The following is an 18,057-nucleotide window of genomic DNA, read 5'->3' on the forward strand; positions in this document are numbered from 1 at the left end:
GATACCTTGATAACTTGTTTTTAGACGCGAGCCAACATTAGCTCTAGGCGGGAACCGACACGCTCGGCAAGATCTGCCAAGTCTCCAACCCACTCAATTATCTTGTACAGGAACATCACATCCACAGGGTTTAGCTCATTTTCAATGCTAAACAGCTGACGACGGATCTTGACTTGTAAATCGTCTGTGTCCTCTTCAATTTTGTCGAGTTCACCGATCATTTTTGCGACGAGATCGACTTCACGGCCTCTAAAACCTGTTTCTAGTAGGTCGTCGAGTTCGTTAATCGCTTGCTTAGCCTGTGCGACAGCATCGATGCAACGTGCTAGGTAAGCATTAAAAGGTTCTTGAATTGCTTCTGGGACAAGTAGTTGTCGGCCAATAATACGACCGGAAATGTCTTTCGCCTTGTTGGCGATCTTATCTTGCTGGGTAAGTAGCTCCAGTAAGTCAGTTCTTTCAACTGGCATAAACAGGCCACCGGGCAAGGTTAAGCGGATCTCACGCTTGAGTTCATCTGCTTCACGTTCTGCTTGGCTGATTTGTTTACGAAGTTGAACAGCTTTGTCCCAGTCACCTGCGACAGTAGCTTCAAAAAATGGTACAAGGATCGAGGCGCAGTCGTGCACTTTGTCGATATGATCTTGTAATGGTTTAATTGGCGATTTTGCAAACACGCCCAAAATAGAGTTTACTGGCATTGCCGTGTACCTATTTAGGTTATTCCACTGTTGGAAAATGCGGGCGCATGTTAACCCAAGCGTCCGCGTATTGAAACTGCGTTTTTATATAAAAACAGACAGTTTTTATTCTAACGAGTTATATATAAACTGCAATGCGAGATACTAGTGCCCTATTGTGACACTAATATGACACTGTGAAATTTTCATGAAAGTATAATGACACATTCATTACAGTTCCGAATTTTAGATCAAAAAAAGTGAGCAGCTGGCGAATGGAAGCCGAAATAGAGTTAAAACTATTTTTCCCCGAAAACAAACGCGAAGCCTTGGTATCACTGCTAAACAGTCTACCTCATAGTGATGCAAAAGGCGCAACTCATCTAACGAATAGCTACTACGATACCCCCGAACTGCAGCTCAGGCAGTGGGACATGGGGCTGCGTGTTCGTGGCCGCAACGGCACCTATGAGCAGACCATTAAGACCGCAGGTACTGTGGTGGGCGGGGTGCATTCTCGCCCCGAGTACAATATTGATATCGATCAAGCAAAGGTGAATTTATCGCTTTTTCCGCAAGCGATTTGGCCACAAGGCGCCGACATCGATGCGGTGCAGGCAAGCCTGGTGTCTCTGTTCGATACCGATTTTACCCGTATGAGTTGGCATATCTATATCGATGAGAGTCTGGTGGAAGTGGCGCTGGATATCGGCAGCATTACGGCGCAGGGCATCAGCGAACCTCTCTGTGAGTTGGAATTTGAACTTCTGGCTGGTGATGCCCAGGCGCTACTGAGTCTCGCCTCTCGTGTCACCGAGCAGATCCCTGCGCGTTTAGGTCGTGCCAGTAAGGCGCAGCGCGGCTATCGTCTGGCGGCCATGGCCAGTCCTTTGCAGCTTGAGACCCTAGAGTTTATCGCGCTGCCGCAGGGCGGCTCGCTGAAACAGGCGCTGGTGACGTTACTGGAAACCGGCCTGGATCGTTGGCAACAGCTGGAAGCTATGTTACTCGAGTCTCGCGAGGCCAGGGCGCAATTGCCGCTATTGGGTTATCGATTGCGGGCTTGTATCCGTCTGCTGCGCTGCACTCTAGAGCAATTTTCCCTGTTAGATGATGCCCTTCAACAGGCCTTTGCTGCCGTTGAGGCGCACTTAGATTTCGTCGAGCCGGGATTGAGCCTGTGTGAGCTGTTAGATAACGATGGCGCCTTGCTGGGTAATCTGAGCGAGCCTGAGGGGCTGCTCGATGCGGTGAACTTGCAGCTGAGTGAGATGGCGATCCCGCAGCAGATAGATGCCATGTTGATGGATGTGGCCTATGGTCATCTGCAGGTGCGTCTGGTGAGCCTCTTGATGGCAATCAATGCCGGACAGGTGCGGATCGATGAGTTGCAGAGTCTGCAGATCTTTGCCGATACCCTGCAAGAAGCCTCCTGGCAGCGAATTGTCGAGCTGATGCCATCTAATGCGGAGCTAAGCAGCGAAGATTATCAATCTTTTGCCAAGGCATTGGATGAGAGCATCTTTGTGGGCGTGGCCTATGGCGAGCTTTATCGGCAGAAGCCGCGGGATCAGTTTCGGGCGCCATGGCAGGACTTAGTATTGGGTATTCGTACCCTGGCCGCTTACCGCCGTTTGCGAGAGATTGCCACACAGTTAGGGCGTGACATAGGTGATTGGTTGGACAACAAGGAGCAGAGCCTGCTGTTTGCCATGGAGCATTCGCGCCGCTCGGCGCTGAAGGTTCAGCCCTACTGGCGCTAATGGCCTGATGCCTTAGAGATGGGCGACTTTCGTATGGGAGTCGCCGGTTAAGGTTTACCTTTTTCATCCAGTTGTTGCTTGAGGATCGCTATCTCTTCGAGCAGTGTCTCTTGATTCTTTTCCATCCTGTGAAGCACAACTTCCAACTCGTCGCGCATCTGCTGGCTATGGGTTTCTTGTTGCTGTTTGCTGTCGGGGGCGATGAAGATAGAGGCCATATAACCTGAAATCACCCCAAAGAAGCTTACGCCACAGATTATTACCAAACCGCCGATGAAATGGCCTATGGTGGTCACGGGGTAAAAGTCGCCATAACCTACGGTGGAGATGGTGACCATGGCCCACCAGATGGCATCTTCTGCCGTGCGAATATTGGCATTGGGTGCACCGCTCTCGACCAGTAAGATCATGACAGAGGAGAGGGTGAGGATCGTGACCATGGCCACCAGTAGGCTGGCGAGTGTCGCCTCCTGACGCTGGCGCATCAGAGGAATTAAGATGGAGCGCGTCATGCGGATCAGGCGGATCACCCGCAGGATCTGGAAGAATCTGGCTAGCCTCAAGGCTTCGATGGCGGGAATGCTGGCGATCAGATCGATCCAGTGATGCTTGAAGTAGTCGCGTTTATTGTCGGCACGAAACAGATTGACGAAAAAATAAGTGATGAAGATAAGGCAGATGCTGGTATCGATAAAAAAGAGTAGACGGCGCGTCTCATCTTCCAGCTTGGCGAAGGTCAGCATTAACACTACGATGACCGATAGCAATGACAGTAACATCATCGCCAATTCGAAGGGCGTGGGGGTGCGGTCTATTGGCAGTAACCAGCGCTTTTTATCGGCCATGAAATCGATTCCTTTTAGGCTGTGGCATCCAAGGTTAGCCTCACGGGGAGTCGCCTATGAATAACGTCAATTCATGATCTTATTCGTTTTCGTCGACAAAATGAACCAGGTCATCCAATACACGACGTTTTATTTCTAGCTGCTCATCGGCAGATAAGCCATATTTGTCTGCGAGTAACTGGTAATCTTCTGGGCTGAGGGAGACAGTGAGCCGCGGGCGCTTAGGGCGTTTAGTGGTGGCGAGCCCTAAGATGCTGCGGATCTGATCCGAGGGGCTGACACCGGCATCCAGTGCGGCTTTGCGAATAGAGTACTGAAACTTCTCATCCAGATCGAAAGCAACCTGAGTAGCCTTGGCGGCTTTTTGATTCTGCTGCCACTGTTCGGGAAGCAATTTTTTATTCTTGGTCATTGGCTTACCTTAGAGTGCTATGGCTCTCTCTGATAAGGCGGCGTAGGCGCCGCCCTGTGTTGTTTATAGCTGCGCTGGCCAATATTGGCGAATATCGCTCAAGGGGCGATAGAGGGTCAGGCTAACGTCTGTGTCGCCACCCTCATAGACCTCGACTTCGACGGCGCGGGTTTCATCTTCGTCCAGTAGTAGATAGCTCTCGAAGGGTTCGCCCGATGTGTGTCCCTCATCTTGAGGTGGACGCATACCGCGATAATCGGCTCGGTGGAAGTAGCCAAACTGGGCAAAATTAATCTGATGATAGCGCTCGCTAAGCCAGCCCGTGAGGCTAGATGGAGTCTCTTTAACCTCGAGTTCGGCGTGACAATCCTCTTCGAAGATCTCGCTAAAGGCGTCTAGATCGAAGATCTGCTCCACCTGGCTGCGGGGCAGTTTGATCGAGAAGGCCAGATAGGTTTCGTCGTCTTCATCTAATGAGAGACAGAGAGTGTCGCTGCCGTGTCCCTTGAGTACCCATTCGCAGATCTGTTTGCGCTGATATTCGTAGGTGTTGACGCCTTCGACCCTCAGCTGTTGACCGCGCAGTTGCTCGGGCAGGGCGAAGCTGTCATCCAGGCTGATAATATCGCCTTTTTGTAAATGATTCGGGTGATCGAGCTGGCGTTTTGGCGCCTCTTTCTTACCAAAAAGCCCTTTTAAAAACCCCATTTGCGACCTCGTGCGATGAATAATGGTGAGTACCAATCGTAATCAATAATTGATCTTTCTAGCTTGTTAAAACGTTCGATAACTGGGTTGCTTTTTTGATTGTAAAATAACGCGTTATCAATAAGTCCTGCCTTGTTCTCAAGCGTTTTATTTCTGATCACTTACATACTGTTATAGGTATAAAAGCACCTTGGGCAAAGCCGCAAGGTGCTATTGGTTGATTTAGCAGGTGTTATTTACGTGCTTTGAGGCGATCCAATACCGCATTGGCGTTGGACTTCTGCTCGCCGATGCCAGCCTCGGCGAGTTTGGCCTGTAGCGACTTGTCGCTGTTCTCGTCGGCCAGGGTTTCGGCGGCCTTGAGACGGTCATCGAACTGCTGCTGGCGAGCCTTGATACGCTCTAAAGAGTCTTTGGCGTTGAGCAACTTAGAGTTGCTGCTGGCAAAAGAGTCTGTGATCGTCGCCGTGGCTTTCTGCACGCTTTCAGTGGTCTTGACCATGCTGAGCTGGCGTTGGTAATCGGCCAACTGACGCTCTGTCTTACGCACCAGATCTTTCAAACGAGCCGCGTGGGCGCTAAAGCTGTCATTGGCGCTTTGCTGTTCGGCCAGTTCTTGATCTAACTGGGCGATCTTCTCGGCAACTTCCAGTGCCAAGGCTTCGTTTTCTTTCTCGAGCGCTTGAGTGGCATAGCCTTCATGTTCGGCGATGGCGCGCTTAAGGCGATCCACCTCACGGCTGGCTTGCATCTCTTTGGCCATGACGTCGGTCAGCTCGCGCTTGGCCTTAGTCAGGTGTTTCTCGGCGTCACGGATCTCCTGTTCGAAGATGCGTGTTGAGTTGGCGTCGACAATGCTCTGGCCAACTTCGGTGGCACCACCGCGAAATGCGGTGAGGATCTTGTTCAGTATGCCCATAATATGACTCCTCTTGGGGTAACGGCACGGCTCTTGATGAGGGCCATTACATGACTAAATTGGTTCGCGGTTACTTTAAGAAATCGGCGAGTTCGTCGATCACTTCCAGGCAGTTGTCGGATAAAACTGACAGTTCCTGCTCTATCTCTAACATGCTCGATTGCACAGACAAGGCGCCATAGACCACATATTTATCGTCGACCTTAGCAAAGGAGGACAGTGGCATAGGGATGTTAAGTTCGAGCATGGTTTCAAACATCTCGCTGCGACGTTCTTGCTTAACTTCGTCTTCGCCCCATAGGTAGCTGATGCATAGGATTTGGTTGTCCGTTACCGATACAAACACAGGGATCTCTTCGCGCCCCACAATGTTGACTTGCAGTACTTCGACGTCACCATCTATGGGGTAGCAATCGAACTGAAAGCCTGTGTGGCTATTGTCGCCAAGTTCATTGAGATGGTTGGCAATGTTGTGAATGTTCATATTTATCCTCTTTGACATATTATGTCTGCGATTAAAGATAGCACTGCGACATAATATGTCAAGCGCTATTTTCCCGTTCCATTTTTCCATCAGTTTAGGGTTAGGTTTTCACTCTCAGACCAGGCACGCTGATGGTAACGATACAGGTGCATGGAGCCGATATCGTTGACTTTCACCTTATCTGCATCGTCATAATAATTCTTAGGAAACTCAAAGGCTGCCTTGATAAGCCCAGGTGTAAGCCAGGGATCGTCTACGGGCAGTTGCGTCATGCGCGACAGCCTCTGCCTGGCATCTTGGCCCTTTATTGTGCCCAGGCTCCATCCCCATTCGCCAAAGCTTGGCACATTATGATGATACTGCTGCACCTTGAAGCCTGCTGCCTCCAGTGTCTTACCCACTGAAATAAAGGCCCGCGGCGCATGGTAGGGGGAGGTCGATTGCACTGAGATCGCCCCGTCGGCGCTTAGCAGCTCTTTGAGTTTGCGATAGAAGAGATCCGAATAGAGCTTATTGAGATCGGGATGGCTGGGATCGGGCAGATCCACGATAATGGCGTCATACTTTTCGCCGCGCCCGATCAGCCTGTCCGCACCGTTAAAGGCATCGTCTATCAGTACTTCGACGCGCTGATCCTCGAAGGCGTTACCGTTCAGTTGCAGCAGGGCGTTTGAAAGCCGCTCAGGCATCTCTGGGTCGCCCTCTTTAAAGAGCTTTACCAGATCGGCGTCAAGATCCATCAGGGTCACCTGTTTGGGCTGCCACTCGAGCACCTGTCTTAGGCCCAAACCATCGCCACCGCCTATGATCAACACCTTGTCATGACGCGCGCTTGCGGCCAGCGTCGGATGAACCAGGAAGGCGTGGTAGATATGTTCATCCTGGCTGGAAAACTGCAGGCGGCCATTGATATAGAGGGAGTAGACGGGCGGCAGGTGATTACCCCGCAAACGCTCGGTAAAGGTTAGCTGCTGAAAACGGGTCGCCTTAGCGTAGACCACCTTATCCTTGTAGAGCAGGTTGTTGAACGCCTGATCCCATTTGGGGCCATGAATGGCTAGCACTAACAAGATGCCAGTGGCCATCAGATGCCCGACGAGTAAAAGTTTGGCAAAGCGGATCTTAGACCAGAAGCGCCAGATAAACAGAAAACCGGCCAGCAAATTAAAGCTGGCGGTGAGCGCCGCAGCCAGCTGGATATCCAGTGCTAGCATGAAGAGTACCCAAATCGCCGCGCCCACACCGGCGCCGATATAGTCTGCGCCGTAGATGGTGCCCGCGTTGTGCAGCAGGTGTTCGTCACACAAGGACTGTCGCACTCTAGCGATAAGTGGGATCTCCATGCCTATCATCAGGCCCAGCAGTACCCCCCAGACGTAGGGCAGGTACTCACTCAGTTTCTGCAAGGTGCCGATGAAGCCCCCTTGAGGCAGCTGATCAGGCGGCAAACCTATGGTGTTTGCGATGATGATAGGTAGTTGCTGGCCGAAACCTATGACGGCGGCGGTAATGAGAATCGCCAGGGCGCCACACAGGGCTACGCTGAGTTCAAGCATCGCAAAGCCAGTGAAGGCGCAGCGGATCTTGCGCGCCGCGAAGGCCCCTATGCCCATGGAGACGATCATCAGGCCAATCATGGTGTAGATGGCGGCTTCTAATGCCCCTAATATGCGCCCGGCATAATGGGAGAGCAGATATTCGTAGATAAGGCCGCAGCCAGCCAGCACCGCCATGATCCCCAACAGCAGGAGATCATCGAACCAGCTTAATGATTTAACGCCTGCAGGTGCAGGCGTTGTAGTGTTTGTCGATTGCATTAAGCGTTTGGCTCTTAGGCCATTAGGCTGGTGAGGATCAGGGCGATGGCGATACAGATTGCAAGCTCGACGGTGGCGATCCCCACGTTGTGCTGCTGCTCGACCTCATCTTCAAGATTAATATTGGCCAGCACGAGTTTTTTCACTAAGGCCAGCAGTAGCGAAAGGGCGACCAGCATGATCACCGAGAAGGTTAGCCAGCCGATGATGTTGGTGACATAGGCCGTCGGCATAAAGACGATAAAGTGACTGGCTGCATTGAAACTTAGTGCCATGGCGAGCATATAGCCGCTGTGGCGAATGGCCAGTGCCGTATGCCCCTTGGCCAAAGCTGTCTGCATAGAGGTGTCACCATGGCGCTTGGCAAAGCTGCGCTCGCGCAGGCGAGTGAGTAGCACTAACATCAGCTGCGAGATAGCAAAAGCGCTGAAGATGGCGATAAAGGTGTCCAGGGTGAGATCTTCGGCCCATAGCAGCACAGAGCGAATAATGATGGCGGTGGCAATGGCGGCGGTGGCATCGACGATGGCGACCGAGATATTGCCCTTTAAGATCATAGCGTTTTTATCAATTTCGTTCAGCGCCACCTTGTCATGCAGGAAACGGCCTAGCTTAATAAGCATAAGGCCGAAGATGCCATAGGCACTCATGCCGATGGCTTCCATCATGTAGGACTGAGCCGCTTCACCTGTGATTGCCCCCGTGAGCACAATCCCCAGGCCAGCCACTGCGCCAGCGGTACTGATACCGAAGGCAAAATTGTCGCGCTCGGACAGTTCATGGGTGCTGTTGACTTTAATGGTCCAGCCTTGCATATAACGCATGGCGGTGAGCAAGATGATGGCGATGGTCAGATCGATGGCCAAGATGATCGCCAGTTCCTGGGTCAGGCCGTAGTGTTGAAAAAATGTCATCTTAATATCCTTTATTTGCCCCGACGAACACCGCGCGTCGTACGACTGCTGGAGTTTCTGAAGTTACTGTTCTTAGAGTAGTTTGAGCGGAACTTACTGCCGCCACTTGCCCGTCCTGCCGTGCTTGCCTTAGGCGTAGAGGTACTCTGACGCGACAAGCTGGTGGAACCTGAGCGAGACTTGGCATAGGGGCTGTCGAATTGCTTTCCCTGACGGTTGAACTGCTTCTTAGTGCGCTCATAAGTCTGGTTCTGTGCACTGGCCTGTTTGGGTGAGGTGTAACGATAGCGACCGACGTCATTGTAGTAGCTGTAGTTACGGCGGCTCGACCATCTGTCGTAGTAGACGGGGCCGCGCATCAAGTTGGAAAACATGGAGTACATGCCGTACCAGGCCCAGAATGACATGCCGTTGCTACCGGTTTGCCAGCTACCATAGGCTGGGTTTCCCACCAGTTGACTGCCTGCGCCAAAGTCTTCGCCGCCGTTGGCGAGAATATCAGCCTCTCGGCTGATGGCATTTACCCTGGCTAAGGCGCCACCTGACATGTCGGCCACTACATTGACCGGATCAGACAGCATATCGTTAAACAGGCTAGGGTCGGCGGCCTGATAGAGGTTTTCCGCCTCGGCTAGCTGCTGATCCAGATCGACAAAGTTGCTCTCATTACCTAGCTCCTGCAGACGCCGTTTGAGCGAGCTGTACATAGGCCCTTGGCTGCTGGCGTCTTTGGAGAGCTCCTGCAACAGAGGTGCTACATCGGGCTTTTGCGAGGCAAGAATATCGGCGTACTGCTTGAGCAGGTTGGCGTTGCGCAGCTCACCGCCGTCGAGCATCTGGCCTAAGTTGTCGACCCTTGCTTGGGCGAGCTGCTGAAACTTGGCGATCTTCTCTGGCCTGTCGTCGCCACATCCGGTCAAGGCAAAGACCAGGGTCAGCGCGAGAACACGCATTAGCATCACTGCCATGTTTTCTCCATAAAATTAGTTAAGATTGAGACTGATAAATGAGTGATCAGTCTGCGACTTCCTTGCATAATATAGCGGTAACCTGAGTTATAGTAACCTGTAGGGCAAGATAAAAAGCCATCTTTAATACCCCCAAGTAATATTGATGACAATTTTATGCCAAGATGATTACCGCTTAGTTGCATTGACACCTTATCTATATCATCGATGACATAATATGTCGACCGTTTAAGGCTGAAGGATTTTTCTGGCGATGGAAAACATGAGTGAGCAAGCGTTACCCCATGAAGTCAATCAGGTTGCCGAGCAGCATTGGCAGCGCCTCGTCGAGTCCTGGCCGGATATTTCCGAACAGCTGACCCCGGAGCAGACCCGTGAGCTGAGAACCATTTTTGGTCTTAGCGATTTTGTCGCCGAGCAGCTATGCCGTCATCCCAACTGGATTGTTAGCCTGTTCGAGGGACAATTAGCCGATGTCGCCCGCGATTGCTTCAGCACAGAGCTGCATTCTATCTTGGCTGGCGCCGAAGATGAGGAGCAGGTTAAGGCGATACTCAGGCGATACCGCAATCGCCAGATGGTGCGTCTCGCCTGGCGGGACTTTTTGGGCTATGCCGAACTCAACGATTCTTTATTGGATCTCTCTGCGCTGGCTGAGGCCCTTATCATCGCCGCTCGCGACTGGCTCTATGGCCAGATGTGCAAGCAGTATGGCACTCCCTGTGATAGTGAGGGGAACCCTCAGCCGCTGATGATCTTAGGCATGGGTAAGCTGGGTGGCCGTGAGCTTAATTTTTCTTCAGATATTGACCTTATCTTTACTTTTCCCGAACACGGCGAGACCCAAGGTGGGCGTCGCAGCCAAGACAATCAGCAGTTCTTTATTCGTATGGGGCAACGTCTGGTCAACCTGCTCAATCAGGTCACAGTCGATGGCTTTGTTTACCGGGTCGACATGCGTCTTCGTCCCTACGGCGAAAGTGGTCCCTTGGTGGTGAGTTTTAGTGGCCTGGAAGATTATTATCAGGAGCAGGGCCGGGACTGGGAGCGTTACGCCATGGTCAAGGCCCGCGCATTGGGCCCCTGGAGCGCTTTTAGTGATGAGCTGCATGACATGCTGCGTCCCTTTGTGTACCGCCGCTATATCGATTTTTCTGCTATCGAATCCCTGCGTAAGATGAAACAGCTGATCACTCAGGAGGTCAGACGCCGTCGTCTAACCGACAATATTAAACTCGGGGCGGGTGGCATACGCGAGGTCGAATTCGTGGTGCAGAGTTTTCAGTTGATCCGTGGTGGTCGTGAACCGGCGCTGCGCCAACAGAGTCTGTTTGGCGCCATCGATACGCTTTATAAGCTGGGGCAACTGGAATATCTGGCGGTGGATGAGCTGAAACAAAGCTATCTCATGCTGCGACGGGTAGAAAACCTGCTGCAAGCCATAGGGGATCAACAGACCCAGACCCTGCCGCAAAACTTGCTGGATTGGCAGCGCCTCTGCTATGCCCTAGGTATGGCGAGTGAGGCCGAGCTGCGCACCCATATTGAGGCGGCGATGGCGAAGATCCATCGCTACTTCAAGGAGACAGTGGGAGGCCAGGAGAGCGATGAGGTGGCCGAGTTGTGGACGGCTCAGCTATGGAGCTTGTTTGATGATGAAGACGCCGAAGCCTTGCTCAAGGAACATGGTGTGGAAGAAGAGGCGCTTTGGCCCGCGCTCAAGTCTTGGCACGCCACAGTCGCCAAACGCACTATAGGCCCCCGCGGCCGAGAAACCTTAGATAAATTAATGCCCTGGTTGTTGCAGGAACTTATTCTGCTGCCGACACCGACTAAGGCCTTTATCCCAGTGACTAAGGTGTTGGATCAGATTTTGACCCGCACCACCTACCTTGAACTCTTGTTTGAAAATCCCGGTGCCCGCCAACAGCTGGTGAGTCTCTGTATGGCTAGCCCCTGGATTGGCGAGCAGCTGGCTAAGTTCCCTATGCTGCTGGATGAGTTGATCGATCCGGCCCAGCTTTATGACACTACGTCACTTGATGATTATCCCAGCGAGCTGCGTCAATACCTGCTGCGGGTGCCCGAAGAGGATATGGAACAGCAGATGGAGGCATTGCGTCAGTTTAAGTTGTCACAGCAGCTTAAGATTGCCGCCGCCGATGTAACCGGCGTATTGCCCGTGATGCAGGTGAGCGATCATCTGACCTTCCTTGCCGAGGCGATTATCGAGCAGGTGGTTCTCCACGCCTGGCAGCAGGTGAGCAAGCGTCATGGCGTGCCGCCCTATTTGGCTCCTGAGGAGATGGGCTTTGCCGTGATCGGCTACGGCAAGGCGGGTGGTTTGGAGCTGGGTTATGGCTCAGATCTGGACTTAGTGTTTCTACACGACTACACCCGTGACAAGTACCCAGAGGCTCTACAGACTAACGGCGATCGCCCGATAGATATCGGCCACTTCTACCTCAAGCTGGCTCAGCGTATTTTACACCTCTTCTCGACCCGTACCACGTCGGGGGAACTCTACGAGGTGGATATGCGACTGCGCCCCTCTGGCGCCTCTGGGCTCTTAGTGAGTGAAATTGAATATTTCGGTAGCTATCAGCGTGAAGAGGCCTGGACCTGGGAGCATCAGGCATTAGTCAGGGCGCGTTTTCTGTTTGGTGATAATCGCCTGGCAGGGCGTTTCAGTGAATTGAGGGCCGATGTGTTGGCCATTGTTCGGGATAAGGAACTGCTGGCCAAAGAGGTGCGTGAGATGCGTCAGAAGATGCGCACCCACCTGTTAAAAGTCGATGAGGGCCGTTTCGATCTCAAGCATAGCCCAGGCGGGATTGCGGATATCGAGTTTATCGCCCAGTATCTGGTGCTGGCCAATACTCATGAGCATCCGGAGTTGGCTATCTGGTCCGATAATGTACGTATTTTCGAGGTGTTGTCTGAGCTTGAGCTCTTGCCTCACCTTAGCGCGCAACACCTGACTCAGGCCTACTGCTATCTGCGCGATGAAAGCCACAGGTTGACGCTGGCAGGCGAAGTGGGCCAGCTTTTGGTGGAGCAGGTCGAGGAGCATGCCGATCGTGTGTGTGCGATTTACAGCACCGTCCTAGGCGGCGATGCACCGGATGCAAGCAGCGAGTAACACTCGCGCGCCGATGCATAGCGTTAAGGTGTGCCGCAATCTAGCCGATAAGCGCTAGGTCGTCACCAGCGCATCGCAATAACGGCCTATTCCACGGGCGAGTTGTTGTAGCTCGGCTTGCCGTGGTCGCCAGGCTGGTTTAGGGGGCCTGGAGTTGCTGGTGGCAAACGCCTCAATGCTCCCTTATCTGTAACGGAAGAATGTGGTTTTACCTGTTCAGCGGGTGCTTGCCATCTATCAACAGCTGCTCAATAGCGGCCACTAGCCCTTGTTGCGCGCTCAGATTCAGTTGCTGCGAATAGGTTGCGTGGCAATATATCGGAGCGGCTTTTTGCCTGCTTCGAAGGCGCTATCAAGGACAAGCATGTGTCGCAGCTTAAGCCTGCACCACAGAGGTTAGCGGATTCGTTTGATGAGCAACTTGCCACTGTAATCCAGACTGTGACGCAGCGCCAGGCTTAGGGCGCAGGCGACGCTCAGGCTTAACATCACCAATATCGCCAACATGATCACCAGTTGATATTTCACGGCGACTAAGGGGTCACTGCCGCCGAGGATCTGTCCTGTCATCATACCGGGAAGGGTGACCAGCCCCATGGTGCTCATGGCGGCTATGCTGGGGGCAAGAGCCTGCTGCAGCGCGTTTTGCAGAAAAGGAAAGGCCGCCTGCCATGGCCTCGCGCCTAGTGCGAGACGTCCCTGATACTCTTCTTGTTTCTCTTCCAAGGCGCTAAAAAGACGTTGCAGCGCCAGTATATTTCCAGACAAGCTATTGCCCAGTAACATGCCCGCTAGGGGGATCAAATATTGCGCTTGATAGACAGGTGTGGGTTGCAGCAGCGCCAGCAGCAGTAGCCCCAGTAGTGGCAAGAGGCTAATGCTGAGGCTAAAGAGGAGCGCCGGCATTAATCTGCGTTTAGGCAGCTTAGCCCCGCCTAAGATAGCGCTGGCACCCACTATCAACATGAGTGCTAACCAGAGCAGATTGACCCAGAGGCTTTCAAGGTTAAACAGAAACTTAAGGTAGATACCCACCAGCAGTAACTGCGCCGTCATGCGGGTGGCGGCCAGTAGCATGGCTCGGCCCTGGTCCAGTCTAAATCCCCAATTGATCCCCAGTGGCACCAGCAGAATCAGCATAAACAGCCCGAGTGATAACCAACCTATATCCAGACTCGTCTGCATCTCCATGGTTTATGCCCTCTGCTTTGGCCGAGCTGTGCTCAGGTATTGCCGCGATTGCATCTCGACCAGGCGACTGATGGTGCGTCTAAACTCGAAGGCCAGGGCGCCCGGCGTATAGAGTTGCTCCAACGGCAAACTGGCTTCGAGATAGAGTTTAACCCCTTGATCGTAGAGTTCATCCACCAGGGCGATAAAGCGTCTCGCCGGATCATCCTTGGGTGCGTAGTTAAGCTGGCGGTCACCTGCGGCCACCGCCGCGGCGCCATCTTCAGTGCCTCTGGCGCGGATCCAGCTGCGGGGCGTGCCCCCAAGGGGCGGCACATCGCTTAGTAACAGGGTGTCGAATTGGCTGGCGATGGCAATATAGTCGAGCTGAGAGCGCGGACCGCCGCACAGGGCGTCGAAGTCGAGCCAGAGGGTGGAGCTACCCCGGCGGATAACGCTAATCTCTCGGCCTAAGATGGTCAGCGGCGAGTCGCTGCCGCCTGGCTCCAGCTCGTCGAAGCGCTTGGCAAACTCTCCCTCACCATGCTGAAAATAGGTCTGCACCTTGTCGAGATGACGCAGGCGATGATCCACGCCGCCATCAAGGTGCAGGGCATCTGTATGTGTTTCTAACAGGGCGATACAGGGCAGAAATCTGTCTCTTGCCAGTCCATTCTCATAGAGGCGGGCTATGGGGGTATTGGAGGTGGCGACCAGGGTGATCCCCTCGGCAAACAGGGCCTCAAACAGGCCGGACAGTATCATGGCATCACCTATGTCGCTGACGAAGAACTCATCGAAGCAGATGACTCGGCAGCTTTGGCTGAGTTTACTGGCGATGCGCCTTAAAGGATCGCGTTTGCCGCTCTCGGCCTTGAGCTCATTATGAACCCTCTCCATAAAGCGATGAAAATGCAGCCTTAGCGCCATCCCTTCGGGCAGGCTCTGACAGAAGAGATCCATCAGCATGGTCTTGCCACGCCCTACATCGCCCCAGAGATAGAGTCCCTTGGCGGGCAGATCTTCTGGTTTATGTTTTTGTAAAGCCTGATAGAGGGCCTCTAGGCATAGTATGGCCTGATGCTGAGCCGGGTCGTCGACAAAGTTCTCCTGGGTGAGTTGATGTTGAAAACCTTGTAGGGGAGAGCGCGACATGAAATGACCCAGGTAGTGAGCGGGCGGCCATTATATCAAGATGTTATCAATTAAACAGCGCCCACAGGGGCGCCGTTTGATGATGCGGCTATTGCATGTCTGAGCGCAGTACCAGTTCGACACGGCGATTACGCTGTCTGCCCGCCTCGTCCAGGTTGTTGGCCACAGGTACATATTCCCCTACGCCTATGGGGCTGAGCTGGTCCTTGTCTATGCCGTGAGATTGGGTGAGGGTGGCGACTACCGCCTTGGCCCGCTGCTCCGACAGCCCCTTGTTGTAGCCTTGCTTGCCCTTATCATCCGTGTGACCCACCACATAGAAGCGCTGCTTAGGGTGGCTCTTAAGGTAGGTGGCCAGGATGGTGATCACTTCATCTGCCTCGGGCAGCATCTGATCGCTGTCGAACTTGAACAACAGGCCATCCAGCGCCACGTGGCCCTGCTCGGCGATCTTATCCTTGAGTCCCTCGAGATCTATGACCACTCTGTCGTCGACGAGTTTGGTCTCTTCTACCACCTTTATCTCGCTCCACAGGCCGCCATGATAACCTGTGATAAAGACCATGGCGTGCACAGCGCCCTCGGGTCGCTCTAACTTATATAGGCTGTAATATTGGTTTTCATCGAAACCTATATGGATCAGGGTTTTGATGCGACGTTCGATGAGATCTGTCTCACCACACTCTAAGCCCTGGCAGTGAAAGCCGCGCACAAAGCCTAGTTTTTCCAGCGCCGCCTTATAGTTAGCATCGACCTCATACTCCGAGTAGCCCCTTGGGAGTTTATAGCCAATGTCGGTGACCTTACCCTCTAGGGTCTTAATCTTGTGTTGGCCTTGTTCAACACCGTCAAATACCAAGGTCTGGGCATAGCCCTGTTGCTGATATTTTTGGATGAAGGCACCGGGGAGCCTGGCGATCATCGGGTGATCCTTCGAGCCTTGGGTATCCTTATTGCCTCTGTCTTTAAACTCGGTCTGGCTGACCTCGCTTGTCAGGTAGGCCTGGTTGGTGGCAAGCAGATCCAGTGGCTCGTCAATTACCTCGACGATATCTAGCTGTAGGCCGGCGCCGTTGTGCCAATTAGCGCCATAGACAGAGAGGTAGAGCTGTTTCTTGGTAAGCGTCAGCTTGGCGGTTAGCAGCGCGGGTGTCTTCTTGGGAATGTCGCTGAGCGGCGCTATCTGTTTTGAGAGTTTGTGGTCATCGCCGCAGGCTTTCTCCTGGCACTCGAACAGTATTGTGCCGCCGAGTTTTTCGATCTGAGCCTTATAGTTGTAGACGGCGTGGGAGGCCAGGTAGCTGCTTGGCAGCTTGTAATTGATTCGTTTCAGCTGACCGGCAACCGTCTGCGTCTGGTAAGTGTTTTTGTCCACGCCAATCACTAGGTCAAAGGGGGTGTAATGGCGCTCATGTTGTTTGTAGAGCTTACCCTCTGGTAGTGGCTGAAAAGGGAGGTCATTGGCCTGAGCCAGTCCGCTAAGGCCTAAGCCGCTGCATAAGGCGAGTGTGAAGGCGAGAGTTTGGGGTTTCATCTTAATTCCCTTTAAGTTTCTGAAAGGTTTGCTTTATCAATATCTGTTTTGTGCATATTGCACGCCCCACTTAAGGCGCGGGGCAATCGGTCATTATGGTGAGCCCTTGCATCGAAGCCTGGCGTTGCATGAGGTCGGCCATAGCCTGTGGCGATAGGCCTTGGTAAAGCAAGGCAACATTTGGCTGTTCTGCGAGCGGTTTCAAGGCGTCGCAGCGGGTCGGCGACATGATGGCAATCGACTCGGCTTGGGCGTCTGCCAGAGCCTGCCAGTCTTGGCTATCGACCTCGCTGAAGCTAAGGTTGCCCTTAAGTGCCTTGAGATCACCAAAGGTGATGATTTGACTCTGCTCTATGCTCAGCAGACTGAGATGATTAAGGCTTGCCAGCGCCGACAGGTCGGTCAGCACGCCGCCCTGCAGGCTCAGTATCTCCAGGTTAGATAGCTTACTTAGCCGGTTTAGGCTGACCGAGGCGCTGGATAGGCGGCAGCTCAACACAGTAAGCGCCTGGGCCGATGTCAGCCCCAGTTGTGAGACCTGCTGCTTGATACAGGCATCGAGCGCCTTGTCTTGCTGGCTAAGCTTGTCACTGTCGGCAGATTTTGAGTCAGAAGTGCTTGGAACTGCTGCATTATCATCGGGGCGGCTAGCATCCGCGCTTTCAATATCAGTCCCGTTAAGATCTGGTGCGTTAATGCTTGATTCGGCCGAGCTAATTTCGTTAAGGCGAGATTCTGAATGCTCTAGCCCTTCAGGCTCGGATGTCGATAGGTTGGCCGCCTCGACCATTTCGGGTAGCCGCTCGGCCATAAGCCCTTCGAGCAGGAGGATATCCTGGGCGACTTCCGGCATGGCCTGGGTAACATAGCAAAGTTTGCTAGTCTCCAGCAGGTTGATCAGTATCGCCGCTTTGCTCTGACCGATATTTATCGCCATCAGAGCCGCGTAGGCTTCCCCTTGGTCTTGGGTCTGGGCTTGGGATTGAGTCAGGTCTTGCAGCTGGTTGAGATAGTCTTGTACCTCGTCTCTGGTCTGCTGAAATTGTGCGAGTCGTTTGGGCTGATAACAGCTGGAGTTTTTGTCGATTCGCGCGAGGAAGGCGCGATAGCGCTGCAGATAGTCGTTGGTCAGGGTTAACATCTTGCCTGCTGTGAGCGCCATCTCACCGATTAAGGCATCTTGCAGTAGCTGCCTGGCATCCTGGTATTCGTCAAGCTTGTTAGAGAAGCTCTCCATCTGCTGATTGTGTTTGCGACTGAGCTGATGGGCGCGCTCGGTCAGCGGCGTCGTTTGCCGTTGAAACTGTTTGATGGCATCTTTATCTGCGCCGGTATCGGCAGAGGCCAGGCCGCTAATTGAAACTAAGCTCAGAGCCGAGGTTAGCGCCAGTTGGCGAAGTGCCTTGCTGCCGAAATTGGATGTGCTTTTGGAGTTCCTAAGGTCTTGAGTAAATAACACGACTTAGCCTTATCAGAGGGCGAGCGCTGAGGGATCCAATCCGAGGATTGAGGCGACTTGGCATCGACGCTCGTGCCCATACCAAGT

At 53.2% G+C, this 18,057-nt stretch carries 15 protein-coding genes; 2 read left to right on the forward strand and 13 right to left on the reverse strand.

Going from position 1 to position 18,057, the window contains the following annotated elements; translation table 11 throughout:
* Positions 1–20: 20 nt before the first annotated feature.
* Entirely contained in the window at positions 21–701 is a 681-nt protein-coding gene (locus tag L2712_RS08165; RefSeq protein ID WP_033538699.1) for a TIGR00153 family protein, read from the reverse strand.
* A 254-nt stretch (positions 702–955) separates the two neighbouring features.
* Here L2712_RS08165 and L2712_RS08170 point away from each other — a divergent pair, with 254 nt between their 5' ends.
* The gene (locus tag L2712_RS08170; protein ID WP_088903813.1) at positions 956–2,443 is read left to right on the forward strand and encodes a CYTH domain-containing protein; all 1,488 of its coding nucleotides are present in this window, start codon (positions 956–958) and stop codon (positions 2,441–2,443) included.
* A gap of 47 nt (positions 2,444–2,490) precedes the next feature.
* Here the strand turns inward: L2712_RS08170 and L2712_RS08175 are convergent, their stop codons facing one another.
* The 8 genes from L2712_RS08175 to L2712_RS08210 all read right to left on the reverse strand — a co-directional run bounded on the left by L2712_RS08175 (position 2,491) and on the right by L2712_RS08210 (position 9,510).
* Positions 2,491–3,288, reverse strand: coding sequence for a potassium channel family protein (locus L2712_RS08175; RefSeq protein WP_088903814.1), 798 nt, complete (start codon positions 3,286–3,288; stop codon positions 2,491–2,493).
* A gap of 79 nt (positions 3,289–3,367) precedes the next feature.
* On the reverse strand, positions 3,368–3,700 hold the full coding sequence (locus tag L2712_RS08180) for a hypothetical protein (RefSeq protein WP_033538696.1): 333 nt from the start codon (positions 3,698–3,700) through the stop codon (positions 3,368–3,370).
* Between the two features lie 63 nt (positions 3,701–3,763).
* Positions 3,764–4,408, reverse strand: a complete 645-nt coding sequence (locus L2712_RS08185) for a DUF4178 domain-containing protein (RefSeq protein ID WP_088903815.1) — start codon at positions 4,406–4,408, stop codon at positions 3,764–3,766.
* A 232-nt stretch (positions 4,409–4,640) separates the two neighbouring features.
* Complete coding sequence (locus L2712_RS08190; RefSeq protein WP_033538694.1) at positions 4,641–5,327, reverse strand: PspA/IM30 family protein; 687 nt, start codon at positions 5,325–5,327, stop codon at positions 4,641–4,643.
* A 70-nt stretch (positions 5,328–5,397) separates the two neighbouring features.
* Entirely contained in the window at positions 5,398–5,811 is a 414-nt protein-coding gene (locus L2712_RS08195) for a YjfI family protein (RefSeq protein ID WP_033538693.1), read from the reverse strand.
* Positions 5,812–5,900: 89 nt separating this feature from the next.
* Positions 5,901–7,628, reverse strand: coding sequence for a polyamine aminopropyltransferase (locus L2712_RS08200; protein ID WP_248977457.1), 1,728 nt, complete (start codon positions 7,626–7,628; stop codon positions 5,901–5,903).
* A gap of 14 nt (positions 7,629–7,642) precedes the next feature.
* Entirely contained in the window at positions 7,643–8,542 is a 900-nt protein-coding gene (locus tag L2712_RS08205) for a DUF350 domain-containing protein (protein WP_033538691.1), read from the reverse strand.
* A gap of 11 nt (positions 8,543–8,553) precedes the next feature.
* Positions 8,554–9,510 (reverse strand): hypothetical protein, encoded by a 957-nt coding sequence (locus L2712_RS08210; protein WP_248977458.1) that lies wholly within the window; start codon positions 9,508–9,510, stop codon positions 8,554–8,556.
* A gap of 253 nt (positions 9,511–9,763) precedes the next feature.
* Between L2712_RS08210 and glnE the strand changes: the two genes are divergently transcribed.
* Positions 9,764–12,652, forward strand: coding sequence for a bifunctional [glutamate--ammonia ligase]-adenylyl-L-tyrosine phosphorylase/[glutamate--ammonia-ligase] adenylyltransferase (gene glnE / locus L2712_RS08215; protein ID WP_428614301.1), 2,889 nt, complete (start codon positions 9,764–9,766; stop codon positions 12,650–12,652).
* 396 nt (positions 12,653–13,048) lie between these two features.
* Here glnE and L2712_RS08220 read toward each other — a convergent pair whose 3' ends face one another.
* The 4 genes from L2712_RS08220 to L2712_RS08235 all read right to left on the reverse strand — a co-directional run bounded on the left by L2712_RS08220 (position 13,049) and on the right by L2712_RS08235 (position 17,970).
* The gene (locus tag L2712_RS08220; protein ID WP_248977663.1) at positions 13,049–13,837 is read right to left on the reverse strand and encodes an ABC transporter permease; all 789 of its coding nucleotides are present in this window, start codon (positions 13,835–13,837) and stop codon (positions 13,049–13,051) included.
* Between the two features lie 9 nt (positions 13,838–13,846).
* Entirely contained in the window at positions 13,847–14,977 is a 1,131-nt protein-coding gene (gene zapE, locus L2712_RS08225; protein ID WP_248977459.1) for a cell division protein ZapE, read from the reverse strand.
* Between the two features lie 88 nt (positions 14,978–15,065).
* Entirely contained in the window at positions 15,066–16,511 is a 1,446-nt protein-coding gene (locus L2712_RS08230; protein ID WP_248977460.1) for an OmpA family protein, read from the reverse strand.
* Between the two features lie 70 nt (positions 16,512–16,581).
* Entirely contained in the window at positions 16,582–17,970 is a 1,389-nt protein-coding gene (locus tag L2712_RS08235; protein ID WP_248977461.1) for a hypothetical protein, read from the reverse strand.
* Positions 17,971–18,057 lie beyond the last annotated feature (87 nt).

It is taken from the genome of Shewanella marisflavi (assembly GCF_023283925.1).
In the GTDB taxonomy this organism is placed as follows: Bacteria; Pseudomonadota; Gammaproteobacteria; order Enterobacterales; family Shewanellaceae; genus Shewanella; species Shewanella marisflavi.